The organism is Labrys sp. Lb11 (assembly GCF_057554225.1).
In genome coordinates this window covers 77,396-92,053 of sequence record NZ_BAAJOT010000010.1, presented here as the reverse complement: position 1 = coordinate 92,053, position 14,658 = coordinate 77,396, and the positions used below count along the sequence as shown (strand labels likewise).

Below are 14,658 nucleotides of genomic sequence, written 5' to 3'. Positions count from 1 at the left end.
GCTCAAAGAGCATGCAGGTGTTCCTCGGCAACTACGGCGCCAAGGGCCTTGTCGTGGTGGATCCGGTCGATGCACCGCACTTCCGCTACATCGAGCTGCCGTTCCGCCGCATCGACTTCGCACTCGATCCCGCCAATGCCCGTTTCGGCTATGTGCTGACCGAGGACGGTACGTTGCATCAGCTCGATGTGATCGACGGCAAGATCGCTCAGAGCGCCAGAGTCACCGAGCCTTACTCCATGGACGGTCACTGGAACGAGCCGCGCCCGCGTCTCGCCATGGCCGGCGACGAGGTCGTCATGAGCGATCCCAGGGCCGGGCTGGTGCGCCGCATCGCTAAGGAAACGCTGAAGGAGGCGGACACCATTGAGGTTAGTGGCATGCCGTACAACATCGCGGTCGTCGGCGGCAGCGGCGTCGTTCATGAGGAAGGCAGCGATGCGCACAACGATGACCACGCGGGCCACGATCACGCCCACAGCCACGGCGACCCGCAGATCTACAAAGGCTACTTTCAGGACAGCCAGGTGCATGATCGCTCGCTGTCGGACTATGCGGGCGACTGGCAGTCCGTCTACCCTTACCTGCAGGACGGCACACTTGACCCCGTGTGGGAGCACAAGGCTGAGAGCGGCGGCATGAGTGCGAAGGAGTACCGGGCCGAGTATGAGACAGGCTACCGTACCGATGTCGAGCGCATCACCATCAAGGGCGACGAGGTCACCTTCTACCGGAAGGGCAAGCCGCTCGAGGGCCACTACGCCTATGACGGCTATGAAATTCTGACCTACAAGAAGGGCAATCGCGGCGTCCGCTTCATCTTCAAGAAGACCTCCGGCGAGGCGGATGCCCCGCAGTTCATCCAGTTCAGCGACCACAGGATCGCTCCCGAGAAGACCGATCATTTCCACCTCTATTGGGGGAACGACCGGGCGGCGCTGCTGAACGAAGTGACGAACTGGCCGACCTATTACCCGTCCTCGCTGAGCAAGCAGGAGATCGTGCGCGAGATGATGGCACACTGACTGCGAACAACGTCTGCTCGTTAGCGCCCGGCCGATCAGGTTGGGCGCTCCCAAGAGTTGCTTACACTGTTCTTCGTGACGCTGACGAAGGTCGGGTGCCACGCGGTTCAGGTCTTCTCCGCGCTCGATTACTATTCTCCCGCCCGCGATGCCTTTGGTATCGCGGGCGGGAGAACAGAACCCGTAGCGTATTATCGCGCCGGCGCTGATCGTGCTCTCATGCCATTTAGAGCGGTTTCCGACCCATCCGACTCAGGCATGGATTCCCAAATCAGCGAATAGCTGCTTGAGGTGAGGTGCTGTCGCGGGAGTGGTTGGAATTTGAGGGTGGCGTAATCTCCGGCTTGTTCAACCAAGCAGATTCGGCGTTGGAGCGCCGATGGAGATCACGCCATGGAAAGTCATAGCGCGAAGCCGGCGCCGGTTGCGGCAGATGCGACACTTTTCGCTGAGGACGAGTGGTTCGATCCGGCGGGCGCCCTGGCGCCCGTGTTCGGCGGCGCCGTCGGCAAGGACACGGTGAGCCGGGCCTGGCGCAAGGCGAAGACCGACCGGGACGCCTGGAACCGGCGCGACCTCTCCAACGAGCCGATCGCGCGGCTGGTCCTCGGCGGCACGGTGGTGCGCGTGCGGCTCGACCGCAAGGCGACGTCGATCTCGCTGCTGGTCGTGCTCGGGGTACGCGAGGATGGGCAGAAGGTGCTGCTGGCCGCCAAGAGCATGGGCGGGGAGAGCGAGGCGGCCTGGCGCAGCGGGCTCGACGATCTCGCGCGGCGCGGCCTGCGGACGCCCAAGCTCGTCATCGTCGACGGCGGGTCCGGCCTCGACAAGGCGCTGGCCGCGCTGTGGACCGACGTGCCGGTGCAGCGCTGCACGGTGCACAAGCACCTTCTCGCCCATGCGCCCGATCGGCTGCACGAGGAACTCACGGCCGACTATACCGACATGATTTACGCCGTGACGAAGCCGGAGGTCGAGGCCAGGCGCAAGGCCTTCCTTCGCAAGTGGCGGCTGAAATGCCGGGCCGTGGCCGACAGCCTGGAGGAGGCCGGCGAGCGGCTGTTCACCTTCACGCTGTTCCCGCGAAGCCAATGGCGCTCGATCCGCACCACCAACGCGATCGAGCGGCTGCATGAAGAGTTCAAGCGCCGGATCAAGACGCAGACCGTGCTGCCCTGCGCCGAGACCGCCGCGATGCTGTTCTGGGCGCTGCTGGCCTCGGGCCAGATCAGCATGCGCAAAGTCGACGGCTGGCAGAGCCTCGCCGAAAAGCCTTCCAATCAGCCGATTGACCTTGCCGCATGAAACGATAGCCCAACCCAGTCGGAGTTCGCAGAATCAATTCCAGCACAAATTGCGACCGCACCCCGATGCCGAGCCTGCCAGCCGGACGCAGCATCCGGGCTCCTTCGTTCGGAGGATTTCCGGTGTGTGCGGTCCTGCGTACTGTAAGGGCGCCGCACCATCCGGGGGGATGCCGATGCTCAAGACCGCCTTCGCCTTCCTGCTGCTCACGACCGCGCCCGCCATGGCGTTCGACCGGGCTTTCCTCGGCACATGGGCGCCAGACGCGGCCTCATGCGCCGATGCCGACAGCACCGTGCGTTTCACGATCACAACGAAAAAGTTCGAAGGCCGGGAAACGGCCTGCACCCTGAAACGTGCGTCGCCGACCAAGCCGGGCTGGCGGATGCACTATACCTGCATCGGCGAGGGCGAGGACTACAGCCTCGACCTGAAATGGCAACTTGACGAGAACGGCCGTCTGCTGGAGCAGGCGGAAGGCAAGACCAGGGAATACATGCGCTGCGGGAGCGCGAAACCCGTTGCCGCGCCATCCACGCCCGCCATGGCGGGCGACGACTTCACCGGCAAATATACGGGCCGGCAGGAAAGCTACAAATGGACCGCGTCCATCACACCGGCCGGGGGCCAGAGCTATAAGGTTATCGTCAAGGTCACCTCGACGATGCCGGCGTGCATCGGCGAAACGAATGCGGTCGGGCGATTGCAGGCGGGCCGGATCGTCACGCAGCCGGACCAGGATGATAGCTGCGTGCTGACGATTTCCCGGAGCGGCGGCGGAATCGCGGTCGAGGAAAAAGACTGCTCGCAGGATCATGGCATGGCCTGCGAGTTCACCAGCCGCATGAAGAGAGTTGGTCAATAATGCCCCTCAACCCGGCGCGGCCGGGGGCGATGTGGCCGCGATTGCGCCGCACCTGCCGTCCACGCTTGCGTCCGCCGTCATGGCAGCCTCGGGTTTGAGCAATCCGGGCTGGCCGCAATGGAAGAAGCCGCGGAGGGCTTCGACATGCGTCTCTTGCAATGGGTGCTGTTGGCCGGCTTGCCGGCCGTATCGCTCCCCGCACTCGCAGATGACGTGATTATCGGCAGCCCTTTGCCGGCAAGCGGATCGCCGAAGCCACGCGCATGGCCGTCGAGATCGTGCGCAAACTGCCCGATCAAGTCGGCTTCACCGTGCTACCCCGTCGCTGGGTGGTCGAGCGCTTCCTCGCTTGGATCAACCGCAACAGACGTCTCGCTAAGGATTGCGAAGCAACCCTCGCATCCGCTACCGCCTTTCTCTATGCCGCCGCTGTCATGCTCCTCCTTCGCAGGATCGCACGACGCATTTGAGTTTCGAGTCAGCCTCTCAATTTTTCTGGTGAAAACGGCAGCATCGTGAAGTATTCATTGGGGGGACATGAGCGGCTTCGCTGAGGACGGTTTTGGGATGGCAAGTGTGAGAGCCTCTGATGAAGCGAAGCGTCGCGCGTTCGGCCATGTGAGTGGTTCGATCAATAGCGCGGGGGGGGGTTCCTGGACAGGTGTTTCTAGGGGACTGGAAAGCAGTTTTGTTCTTCGAATCTGAGCGTTTGTTTGCGTCTGGCTTTGCCGTGATCGCGGCTGGGTTGCTGAATGCAGAGCCAGCGGAGGTTTGTTGCCTACTTAATTTCAGCGAAACGAGCCAGATGGTTTATGAGTCAGCGGCGATGTTGTTCATGGATGTCGGGACGGAGCCGCATGCGTATGATACCATGCTGCGGAAGGGCGGGCCGGCTAATGGCTGGTTGTTTGGGATGGATCGGTATGGATGCGCGTCGGATCGGGGAGGGTGGTGCATTTACTGCGAGAAGGCGAATGATGTTGCAGCTATTTCCTTGCACCATCCTGACGATATAGCAAAGTATGCTGAGCGTTTGAAGCAACTGCACGCGGAACCGATTATCGCTCTTATGAAGACTGCCTCCGTGGCGCCCGTTCCATTCGACCGATTGACGGAATCTTGGCGCCGCGGCCTTATCCACAACTACGCCGGCCACGGGTGATAACTGACGCGACAATCATAACGTTACCGTGGATAAATGTTAGAGTTGTCGAATTCCGGTGACTTTGGGAATCCCAAATCCCGGTGGCTTTACTTTATTCGCGATTGGGATGGCCCGCCTCGTCGTTCCCGGTCTTGCGTACCACGTGACGCGGCGCGGCAACCGCCGCGAGCCGGTGCTCTTCAGCGACGACGACTATTTCGACCTGCGGCGGATCCACGCGCCCAAATCCGGCACGCGGCTGATCGCCTGGTGCCTGATGCCCAACCATGTGCGTCTGCTGGCCGTTCCGGACCTGGACGACGGCCTGCGCGGGCCCTGCTCGGCGAGGTCCATCGCCGCTACACCGCCCGGATCAACGCCCGCAACGCTGGACCGGGCATCTGTGGCAGGGCCGCCTCGGCTCGGTGGTGGCATCGGCGACTGGAGCAGCGGCGGTGGTGACAGGGGCGCGCGACGGCGGCCGGAGTGGTGGCAGTTCGTCGGGTGACAGGACTCCAAGTCGATATGAACTGGCTGGTTACACGGGGGAGCACGAATCCGCCCAGGGCTTCAACCGTGCCGAGGCTGCTTGGGATGAGTTTAAGAATGGCCGGGGCAGGATGCTGGGGGCTGTTGGTGTCGGCGGTGACCCTTTGGATCTTTCTGAAAAGCCTGTAAGTGGCGAGCGGTCATATCTCTGACCGTTACGATGCAGAATTCATTTGAGGACGATTTTAATACGGAAAATTTTTCAAATTCGGACATAAGAGGGGAGATGCAAAGAAGACAGAGCTGGGGGAGGCATTATTGGAGACGATTCTTGATGACGCCTTCCGGAACAAGAAAATTCTACAGTGCTGAGTTTCATAGTATCACAACATTAGTTCAATAAGTGCGACATTTTTGAGGGGTTTGGAAAATTGAGTATGCATGATCTTGACGGAGCGAGCGATGCTTAGAATGCTAGTAGCAATTAAAGTCTAGGCTATATTCCCTCCTTCTTTGAAATGACAGTGCGGCGAAGCGATTGCGCGATATTGAAGTCCAATTTCAGCGGGTAGCCTTAGATTCCGGTGGCGTCGAGGAAGAGCGCGGTGGCTTGGGCCAGTTGGCAACGCCCCGTTTCCCTTCCCCGCTCATCAAACCGGACGTGCGGATTTCCCGCATCCGGCTTTCCGAGCGGCTTCATTGTCAGGCCCACGGCGTGGGGGGGTGCACGCGTCGGAGCTGCCGCACGCCGAGTTCCGCGAAGATGGTACTGCACGAGACCATCAGCGTGCCGTTGTCCTGCACCTTGTGCCGTTTGGCGGGGAAGTGCCTGACCCGATCGACGACGTGATGATCGACCTCCTGATAGTCCCGCCGACGACAGCGATGCGGATCGCTACTCCTTCATCGTAGTGGCCTTGCACCACCCACTCCTTCCCGGTCTCCCGACGCACTCCCCGTAATCCAAGGGTCCCTGTGGAGCAACGGGCGGGACTCCCCCAGCATCACCACGCTCGGTGCAAAGCGGCGATCATCTGTCGGGTCGGTACAGCTTTGAGGATCTGGACGGCACACCGGCCGCCGGCACGCTCGGGTCCTGCATGGTCCAGGCCCTGACCGCCACCTGCCGCTGGCGGGATTCCTACGGCGCCGGCGTGCTCGGGATGACCTTCAGCGCCGACCGCTGCTCGTTCCATGGCGAATGGTCCGCCAGCCCGGCAGCCGGGAACTGAGCGTACTGGAACGGTAGCAAGGGGTGCACGCCGACGGCATAGCCGAGACGCCGAGGGAACGCTGGGGATGGGGAGCCAGGACGCCGGGCGCTTCCCGGCTGCAGTCATTTGCGCAGCCCGTCGACGAAGATGTCGACCAGGCGCAGGGCGGTCGGCTGCCAGTCGGCGGAGCCCTGGGCGTAGAAGATACCGACGAGGGCGCGCAGCAGGTCTTGCGGCGCGATGTCGGACCGCAGCGCGCCCGCCGCCGCCCCGCGATCGAGCAGCAGCCCGATCGCGCCGGCCAGCCGTTCGAAGGAATAGGCCTTCAACTCGGCGGAGCCGTGCGCGACCAGATGCAACGCCTCGACCATGCCCTTCTTGGTGGCCATGAGGCGGACATTGGCATGCAGCCACTGGCGCAGCGCCTCGGCGGGCGCGACATCCTGGGCCAGCCGCCTGGCAAGCTCTCCCAGCTGATCGACCTCATGCCGGTAGACGGCCTCGAAGAGAGCCTCGCGCGTCGGGAAATGGCGATAGAGCGTGCCGATGCCGACGCCGGCCCGGCGTGCGACCGCCTCCAGGCTGGCCTGGGGACCGCCGTCGCCGAAAACCTGCGCCGCCGCCTCGAGCAGGAGTTCGCGGTTGCGGATCGAATCCGCACGCGGTTTGCGGCCTGTCCTTGCGGTCTCGCTTGCCATGATTCCGACGGGGCCTCCATTCCCTCTTGATAAACGGAGGATGCCTCCGTATAAATAGGACACGAATCGGGATGGGCACGAAGGCGGCGCTCCCGGCCAGGCGGACGGGTCGTTCGCGTCAGACATGTCCTCCGCGCCAGCATCCTGAGCCGCCATCCGGCGGCTCCGATCCATACATCACAATCCCTGAATGGAGTAACGCATGTCACTCTCCATCAGCCTCACGATCAATGGCCTGCCGCGCGCGGTTGCGCTCGACGACCCGCGCGTGACGCTGCTCGACCTCCTGCGCGAACGGCTCGGCCTGACCGGCACCAAGAAGGGCTGCGACCGCGGGCAGTGCGGCGCCTGCACCGTGCTCGTCGACGGGCGGCGCATCAATGCCTGCCTGGCGCTGGCCGCCAGCCTCGACGGGGCCGCGGTCGACACGATCGAAGGCCTCGCGGACGGCGAGACGCTGCACCCGGTCCAGGCCGCCTTCATCTCGCATGACGGCTTCCAGTGCGGCTACTGCACGCCCGGCCAGATCATGAGCGCCGTCGGCCTCATCGCGGAAGGCCACGCCGGAGACGATCCGGAGCGCATCCGCGAGCTGATGAGCGGCAATATCTGCCGCTGCGGCGCCTATCAGGGCATCACCGAAGCGGTGCTGGACGCGCAGAAGGCCCTTGGCGACCGCAACCGGAGGGACGCGGCATGAACCGTTTCGACTATGTCCGGCCGGCCAGCGTGCCCGAGGCGATTGCCGCCGCGGCCATGCCGGGATCGGCCTATCTGGCGGCCGGCACCAACCTCGTCGACCTGATGAAAGGCGGCGTCGCCCACCCCGAGCGGATCGTCGACATCACCAGGCTGCCCGGCCTCGACCGCATCGACTGGCTGCCGGACGGCGGCGTGCGCATCGGCGCCCTCGTCCGCAACGCCGACCTCGCCTACGACCAGCGCTTCGCCCGGGCCTTCCCGGCCGTGGCCGAAGCCCTGCTGGCTGGCGCGTCGGCCCAGCTCCGCAACGCTGCGACCGTCGGCGGCAACCTGATGCAGCGCACGCGCTGCGCCTATTTCCACGACCTGGACAGCGCCTGCAACCGGCGCGAGCCCGGGTCGGGATGCGATGCCCGGGCGGGCGAGAACCGCCTCCATGCGGTGCTCGGCTGGAGCGAGCACTGCATCGCCACGCACCCCTCCGATTTCTGCGTGCCGCTGGCGGCGCTGGACGCCGTGGTCGAGGTGGAGGGCCCGGATGGCCGCCGCACGATTCCCATCGGCTCGCTGCATCTCCTGCCCGGGACGACGCCGGAGCGGGAGACGGCGCTGGCGCCGGGCGAACTCGTCCTCGCCGTCAGGCTGCCGGGGGCGGCCGCCGCCTTCGCGCGCCATCAGCGCTATCTCAAGCTGCGCGAGCGGACCTCCTATGCCTTTGCCGTCGTCTCGGCCGCGGCGGCCCTGGAAGTCGAGGATGGCGCGGTCCGCAGGGCGGCCATCGCCCTCGGCGGCGTCGCCGCCAGGCCCTGGCGGGCGGGCGGGGCGGAAGCCGCGCTGGCGGGCATGCCCGCCACGGCGGACGCCTTCGCCGGTGCGGCCGAACTGGCGCTCGCCGCGGCGCGGCCGTCCGGCGACAATGCCTTCAAGATCGAGCTGGCGCGCCGCATCCTCGTGCGTGCCCTCACCCTCGCGCTGGCCGGGACGCCGGACGTCATGCCCGCCCTGCCGGCCTCGCCCTTCTCCGCAGCCTCCGGAGCGAACCATGCCGCTTGAGACCGCAGCCCCGACCTCCCGATATCGCCGGCACGGGTCGAATGCCGGCCAGCCGCTGACGCGCCGCGACGGCGTGCTCAAGGTCACCGGCCGAGCCACCTATGCCGCCGACAACCAGCCGGCGGGCATGCTCCATGCCGTCGCCGCGGTCAGCACCATCGCGCGCGGCCGCGTCACCGCGCTCGATGTCGAGGCGGCCCGGGCGCATCCCGGCGTCGTCGAGGTGCTGACGCCGGCCAACCGGCCGCCGCTGGCGCATGATCCGGACGAGAAGATGCCGCCCTTCGGGCTGCGCGTCGAGGTCCTGCAGGACGACACCGTGCGCTATGTCAACCAGCCGATCGCGCTGGTGATCGCCGAGACGCTGGAAGCGGCGACGCAGGGGGCCGCGCTGCTCGCCCCGCAATACCAGGTCGAGAGGGCCCGCACCGGGCCGGAGGACGGCGAGCGCTTCGATGCGGCCACGGTCGGCATCGGCTTTCCCGCACGCACCGCGCATGGCGACCTCGAGGCCGGCCTCAGGGCCGCCGCCCGGGTCACCGAGGCCGCCTTCGTCACGCCGCCGCAATACCACAACGCGATGGAGCCGCACGCCGTGGTCGCGCAGTGGGACGGCGACCGCGTGACGCTCGACATGCCCAACCAGGCGATGGCGCTGAGCTGCGCCGCCTACGCCGCCTATTTCGGCATCCCGGCCGAGAACGTGCTGATCCGCTCGCCCTTCCTCGGCGGCGGCTTCGGCTCCAAGGCGATCCTCAACGGGCCGCAGATCCTGGCCATCCTCGCCGCGCGCATGCTCGGCCGCCCGGTCAAGCTGGTGCTCACCCGGGCGCAGATGTATGGCCCGGTCGGACATCGCGGCCGCACCTGGCAGAGGCTCGCCATCGGCACGGATCGCGAGGGGCGCCTGACGGCACTGCATCACCAGGCGCTTTGCGCCACCTCCAGCTTCGACGAGTTCCTGGAACCGGCGGCCAATGCCTCGCTGCCGCTCTACGCCAGCCCCGCCATCCTGGCCGAGCACCAGGGCCTGCGGCTCGACATCGGCACGCCGGGGCCGATGCGGGCCCCGGGCGAAGCCTCCGGATCGGCGGCGCTCGAAGTCGCGATGGACGAGGCGGCCGCGGCCTGCGGCATGGACCCGCTCGAGTTCAGGCTGGTCAACTATGCCGAGACCGAGCCGGGCACCGGCCGGCCCTTCTCGTCCAAGGCGTTGCGCGAATGCTATGCCGAGGGCGCCAGGCGCTTCGGCTGGGCCGGCCGGCCGCTCGAGCCGTGCCGGATGCGCGACGAGGACGGCTGCCTCGTCGGCTGGGGCATGGGCACGGCCCTCTTCCACTGCCCGCATTTCCCGGCCGAAGCGCGCGCGGTCCTGCGGGCCGACGGCACGGCGCTGGTGGAGACCTCCGGCGCCGACATGGGGCAAGGCGCCTGGACCGCCCTGGCCCAGATCGCGGCGGAGGCGCTCGGCCTCGATCCGGACCAGGTCGAGCTCCGGTCCGGCCTGTCGAGCCTGCCCGACGGCGGCATCGCCGGCGGCTCCGCCCATACCGCCAGCGCCGGCCTGGCGCTTCACAAGGCCGGGGAGGATGCGATCGACCGGCTGGCGCGGCTCGCCGCCGCCGATCCGGCTTCGCCGCTCTTCGGCGTCGGCAATATCGGCGTCGTCGCCCGCTCGGGCCGGCTGCATCGCCGCGACGACGAGGGGCGCAGCGAAAGCTATGCGGCGATCCTCGCGCGCGCCGGCCATGCCGAGGTGATCGGCACGGCCAAGACGGCCCGCGACCCGCAGACCGCCGCGGCCCACGCGATGTTCTCGCACGGCGCCGTCTTCGCCGAGGTGAAGGTCGACCCCGACCTCGGCCAGGTGCGGGCCACGCGCCTGGTCGGCGCCTTCGCGGCCGGCCGCATCGTCAACCCCCGCCTGGTGCGCAGCCAGTATTTCGGCGGCATGATCTGGGGCCTGTCCTTCGCGCTGCACGAGGCGGCGGTCACGGATCGCCGGACCGGCAGGATCATGAATGCCGACCTGGCGGAGTATCACGTCCCGGTCAATGCCGACGTGCCCTCGCTCGATGCGATCCTGGTCGAGGAGGACGACCCCCACGTCAATCCGCTCGGGGTGAAGGGCGTCGGCGAGATCGGCATCACCGGCACCGTGGGGGCGATCGCCAACGCGGTCTGGCACGCCACCGGCGTGCGCATCCGACGCTTTCCGATCCGCCTCGACGATCTCGTCACGGCGCGCGAAGCGGCCTGAGGAGCCGGCGCGATCACCCGTTTCGTCCTGCGGTCCCGGGGCGCGCGGCCGGCCGGGGCGCATGGCCGGATATTGTTTTCAACTTATGGTCCGTTTCGTCGGACGGGCGCTTGCGCTCGGCGGGACGATGGTGGACTCTGCGTGCGGCCCGTCCCGTACGCCTCGCTCCGGCGTCCGGGACGAGGCCGCTGCAGTTCGTGACCAGGGCGATTTCCACAGTCCGCTTCCGCAATGACCAGCGATCCGCGTCACCGTGACTTTCCAAGGACCTGCGCGGCGGACGGCATGAGCCGGCGGCGCGATCGTACCCGGACCGGTATCCGGTGGCTTGCCGCGATCCTGGTGCTCGGCGCCCTGGCGATGCCGTCCCCGCCGATATCGGCGGCCTCCGAGAGCGAGGACGCCGCCGTCGCGGCGAGCCTGGCCGAGATGCTGCGGGCCGCCCGCCGCGTGATCTCCAACAGCCAGGACCGCATCAACGATCCCAATCTCGGCGACAAGGGCCTCTCCGGCAAGGTCGTGCTGGCGCAGGCGATCGACCTCTACAGGAAGACGACGGGGACGGACCCGATGGCGGTCGACCCCGCCTCGCGGCACGGGCGGCTGCTGCGCGCGCAGATGGATGCCATCGTCGAGGTGACCGACGACAGCCAGGACACGATCAACGCCAAGGGCGTCGGCTTCAAGGCCTTCATTCCCGCCGTGTTCGCGCGGATGGTCAACGAGGCCTTCGAGAGGCGCGAGAGCGCTGCGGCGCGCATCAAGGTGACCGCCCCCGAGGATCTCGTGCGCAACCGCAAGGCCCGGCCGGACGAGTGGGAGCAGGAGATCATCCGCACCCGCCTGCTGACGACGCAATGGCCGCACGGCAAGGCCTACGAAACCATGACCGATGTCGGGGGACGCCCGGCCTTCCGCACCCTGATCCCGGAATACTACACGGCCTCGTGCCTGAGCTGCCACGGTTCTCCCAAGGGCGAGATGGACATCACCGGCTATCCCAAGGAGGGCGGCCGGGAGGGCGACCTCGGCGCCGCCATCAGCATCACCCTGTTCCGATAGGTCTATCCCGCGGAGGCCGGCGCGGGGCAAGCTGCCGCTGACGGCCGGATGAAGGCGAGGGACGGAACGGATCGAGAGCGCGATGGCGAACCCAGGATGATCCAGACCCTGACGATCCGTTCCCGGCTCATCCTGCTGTCCGGCGCCCTCCTGTGCATGCTGGTGGCGACGAACGTCTATCTCACGCGCAAGCTCGCCGACAGTTCCGCCGCGATCGCGGTCGAGACCGATCTCGGCGACGTCATCGAAGCGGCGAACGGCGCGCGCATCGCCTTCGGTGACATGCGCTACTGGCTGACCGACCTCGCCGTGAGCCTCCTCACCATCTCCGAGCGGAACGCGGCCGCCGCCCGGGCGCGGATGGACGGCTATCTCGACCGGCTGGCGACGCGCAAGCCCGACCTCGTCGCCGCGGTCCGCGGCGAGCGCAGCCAGTTCGAGAAAGCCGCCAACGACGCCGTCGACCAGTACACCAACGACCGGCGCGTCATCGGCAACTCCCTGCTGGCGCAGGCGCGAGACCACAGCGTCAAGGCCGACGCATTGCTCGCCGCGCTGATCGACGAACTGAAGGCGGAGATCGCCGCCGAGCGTCAGCGCGTCGTCGCGGAGGCGGCGGCGGCGACGCGTTGGACGCTGATCGCCGATCTCGTCATCCTGGCGGCCGGCATCCTGCTCACCCTGGCGATCCTGCGCTCGATCGCCTCGCCGCTGCGCCGCCTCGTCGGCTCGATCGACGCGCTCAGCGCCGGCAACCTGTCGGCGCCGATCCCGCCGGCGGGCCACGACGAGATCGGCGCCATGGCCCGGACCCTCGGCCTGTTCCGCGACAGCCTGGAGGAACGCAACCGCCTCGCCGTGGAGGCGGAGGAGCAGCGCAAGACGATCGACGCCGCCATCGCCACCATCTCCGAGGGCTTCGTGCTCTACGATGCGCAGGACCGGATCGTCCTGTTCAACGAGCAGTTCCGCAGGATCTATCCGGCCCTCGCCGACATCATCCATCCCGGCACCACGTTCCGGCAATTGCTCGACGCCGTCATCGAGCGCTCGCTGGTCGATCTCGGGGCCCAGTCGCCGCAGGAGTGGATCGCCGAGCGGGAGGAGTTGCGCACGCGCTCGCACGGCTTCGTCGAATATCGCTACGGCGGCCGCTTCATCCGCATCAGCGAGCGCAGCATCCAGGGCGGCGGCACGGTCGCGGTCTATTCGGACATCACCGAGCTTCGCCAGCGCAACCTCGAGCTCGAGCACGCCCGCGAGCAGTCGGAGGTCGCCAACCGCACCAAGAGCCAGTTCCTCGCCAATATGAGCCACGAGCTGCGCACGCCGCTCAACGCCATCATCGGCTACAGCGAGATCCTGCAGGAGGATGCGGGCGATGCCGGCCAGGACAGGATGATCCCGGACCTCAAGCGGATCGAGGGCGCCGGCCGCCACCTGCTCGGCCTGATCAACGACATCCTCGACCTGTCGAAGATCGAGGCCGGCCGGATGGACGTGTTCCTCGAGGATTTCGAGATCCCTCCTCTCCTCACCGAGGTGAAGGCCATCATCGCGCCGCTGGCGGCCCAGCACGCGAACAGCCTGGAGATGCGGCTGGCGGACGACCTCGGCAGCCTGCGCACCGATCGGACCAAGCTCAAGCAGAGCCTGCTGAACCTGCTGAGCAATGCCAGCAAGTTCACGACGAATGGCCGCCTGACGCTCGACGTCGAGCGGATCGAGGCCGGCAGCGTCGTCCGCTTCCGCATCGCCGACACCGGCATCGGCATGAGCGAGGAACAGCTCGGCCGGCTGTTCACGGCCTTCAGCCAGGCCGACGCGTCGACCACCAAGAAGTTCGGCGGCACCGGCCTGGGCCTCGCCATCACCCGCCACTTCTGCCAGATCCTCGGCGGCGACATCACGGTGAGCAGCCGGCCCGGGGAAGGCTCGACCTTCACCATCCTCCTGCCCGACCAGACCGCGGCGACCGGGCCGGCGGGCGGACCGGAAGCGTCCGCAGCCGCGCAGGATGAAGTGCCGCGGGGAGGCCCGGCCGACGCCGGCGCCGCCCTCACCGTGCTCGTGGTCGACGATGATCCGGCCGCGCTCGACCTGCTCGGCGCCGGCCTGCAGCGCGAAGGCTATCGCGTCGTCAAGGCGCATGGCGGCGAGGAGGCGCTGGCCCTGGCCCGGAAGGTCGGGCCGGACGCCATCACCCTCGACATCCTGATGCCGAGGACCGACGGCTGGGCGGTGCTGACCGCCCTAAAGGCCGATGACGAGCTCGGCGACATCCCGGTGGTGATGGTCTCGATCGCACCGGACCGCGGCATCGGCCTCACCCTCGGCGCGGCGGAGGTGCTGACCAAGCCGGTCGACCGGGTCCGGCTGATGGCGGTGCTGCGCCGGCTGATCTCCCGTGAGGGCCGGACCCTGGTGGTGGAGGACGATGCGGCGACCCGCGAGGTGATCCGGCACACCGTCGAGAAGCTGGGACATGCGGTGGCCGAGGTCGAGAACGGCGCCCGGGCGCTCGCCTGGCTGGCCGGTCATCCGCCGCCCTCCGTCATCCTGCTCGACCTCATGATGCCGGAGATGGACGGCTTCGAGTTCCTCGACCGGGTCAAGGGCCACCCGCAATGGCGCGACATCCCGGTGATCGTGGTGACGGCCAAGCAGCTGACGCCCGAGGAGCGCAACAGGCTCGCCGGCCAGGTCCGGACGGTGATCGCCAAGAGCGTCTCCATCGACACCGACATCGCCCGGGCGATCCGCCGGGCGGTGTCGCAACGCACGGCGCGGCCGGCCCCGGCCGATACGGACGGATGACACGGCGACATCGGCGGTGACGAC

11 protein-coding genes and 2 pseudogenes are annotated in these 14,658 nt (G+C 67.3%); 12 read left to right on the top strand and 1 reads right to left on the bottom strand.

All coding sequences use genetic code 11. The features are described from left to right. Positions 1-380: 380 nt before the first annotated feature. The 7 genes and pseudogenes from AC27L4_RS30780 (at position 381) to AC27L4_RS30750 (ending at position 6,060) form a co-directional block, all read left to right on the top strand. Positions 381-1,025: a ZinT family metal-binding protein gene (locus AC27L4_RS30780; RefSeq protein ID WP_487146662.1), complete on the top strand. Its 645-nt coding sequence runs from the start codon at positions 381-383 to the stop codon at positions 1,023-1,025. Between the two features lie 477 nt (positions 1,026-1,502). Next, positions 1,503-2,330, top strand: a pseudogene (locus AC27L4_RS30775) (IS256 family transposase); the annotation flags it as partial. A gap of 175 nt (positions 2,331-2,505) precedes the next feature. Beyond that, complete coding sequence (locus AC27L4_RS30770; RefSeq protein WP_487146480.1) at positions 2,506-3,195, top strand: hypothetical protein; 690 nt, start codon at positions 2,506-2,508, stop codon at positions 3,193-3,195. Positions 3,196-3,425: 230 nt separating this feature from the next. Next, positions 3,426-3,665: pseudogene (locus AC27L4_RS30765) on the top strand (transposase); the annotation flags it as partial. A 218-nt stretch (positions 3,666-3,883) separates the two neighbouring features. Beyond that, positions 3,884-4,357 carry a hypothetical protein gene (locus AC27L4_RS30760; RefSeq protein ID WP_487146479.1) on the top strand — a complete coding sequence of 158 codons (474 nt, stop codon included), beginning with the start codon at positions 3,884-3,886 and terminating at the stop codon, positions 4,355-4,357. 109 nt (positions 4,358-4,466) lie between these two features. Beyond that, the gene (locus tag AC27L4_RS30755) at positions 4,467-4,847 is read left to right on the top strand and encodes a transposase (protein WP_487146478.1); all 381 of its coding nucleotides are present in this window, start codon (positions 4,467-4,469) and stop codon (positions 4,845-4,847) included. Between the two features lie 1,081 nt (positions 4,848-5,928). After that, positions 5,929-6,060 (top strand): hypothetical protein, encoded by a 132-nt coding sequence (locus AC27L4_RS30750; RefSeq protein WP_487146477.1) that lies wholly within the window; start codon positions 5,929-5,931, stop codon positions 6,058-6,060. A 104-nt stretch (positions 6,061-6,164) separates the two neighbouring features. On the opposite strand, the gene AC27L4_RS30745 is transcribed toward AC27L4_RS30750, so the two are convergent. Beyond that, a complete protein-coding gene (locus AC27L4_RS30745) occupies positions 6,165-6,740 on the bottom strand; it encodes a TetR/AcrR family transcriptional regulator (protein ID WP_487146476.1) in 576 nt (191 codons plus the stop codon). Positions 6,741-6,942: 202 nt separating this feature from the next. On the opposite strand from AC27L4_RS30745, the gene AC27L4_RS30740 reads away from it, so the two are divergent. The 5 genes from AC27L4_RS30740 (at position 6,943) to AC27L4_RS30720 (ending at position 14,634) form a co-directional block, all read left to right on the top strand. Then, positions 6,943-7,440 carry a (2Fe-2S)-binding protein gene (locus tag AC27L4_RS30740; RefSeq protein ID WP_487146475.1) on the top strand — a complete coding sequence of 166 codons (498 nt, stop codon included), beginning with the start codon at positions 6,943-6,945 and terminating at the stop codon, positions 7,438-7,440. Then, complete coding sequence (locus tag AC27L4_RS30735; protein WP_487146474.1) at positions 7,437-8,495, top strand: FAD binding domain-containing protein; 1,059 nt, start codon at positions 7,437-7,439, stop codon at positions 8,493-8,495. Before AC27L4_RS30740 ends, AC27L4_RS30735 begins: the two co-directional genes overlap by 4 nt. Then, positions 8,485-10,755, top strand: a complete 2,271-nt coding sequence (locus AC27L4_RS30730; protein WP_487146473.1) for a xanthine dehydrogenase family protein molybdopterin-binding subunit — start codon at positions 8,485-8,487, stop codon at positions 10,753-10,755. Before AC27L4_RS30735 ends, AC27L4_RS30730 begins: the two co-directional genes overlap by 11 nt. A 285-nt stretch (positions 10,756-11,040) precedes the next feature. Then, entirely contained in the window at positions 11,041-11,817 is a 777-nt protein-coding gene (locus tag AC27L4_RS30725) for a Tll0287-like domain-containing protein (protein WP_487146472.1), read from the top strand. A 96-nt stretch (positions 11,818-11,913) separates the two neighbouring features. Beyond that, positions 11,914-14,634, top strand: a complete 2,721-nt coding sequence (locus AC27L4_RS30720; protein WP_487146471.1) for a response regulator — start codon at positions 11,914-11,916, stop codon at positions 14,632-14,634. Positions 14,635-14,658 lie beyond the last annotated feature (24 nt).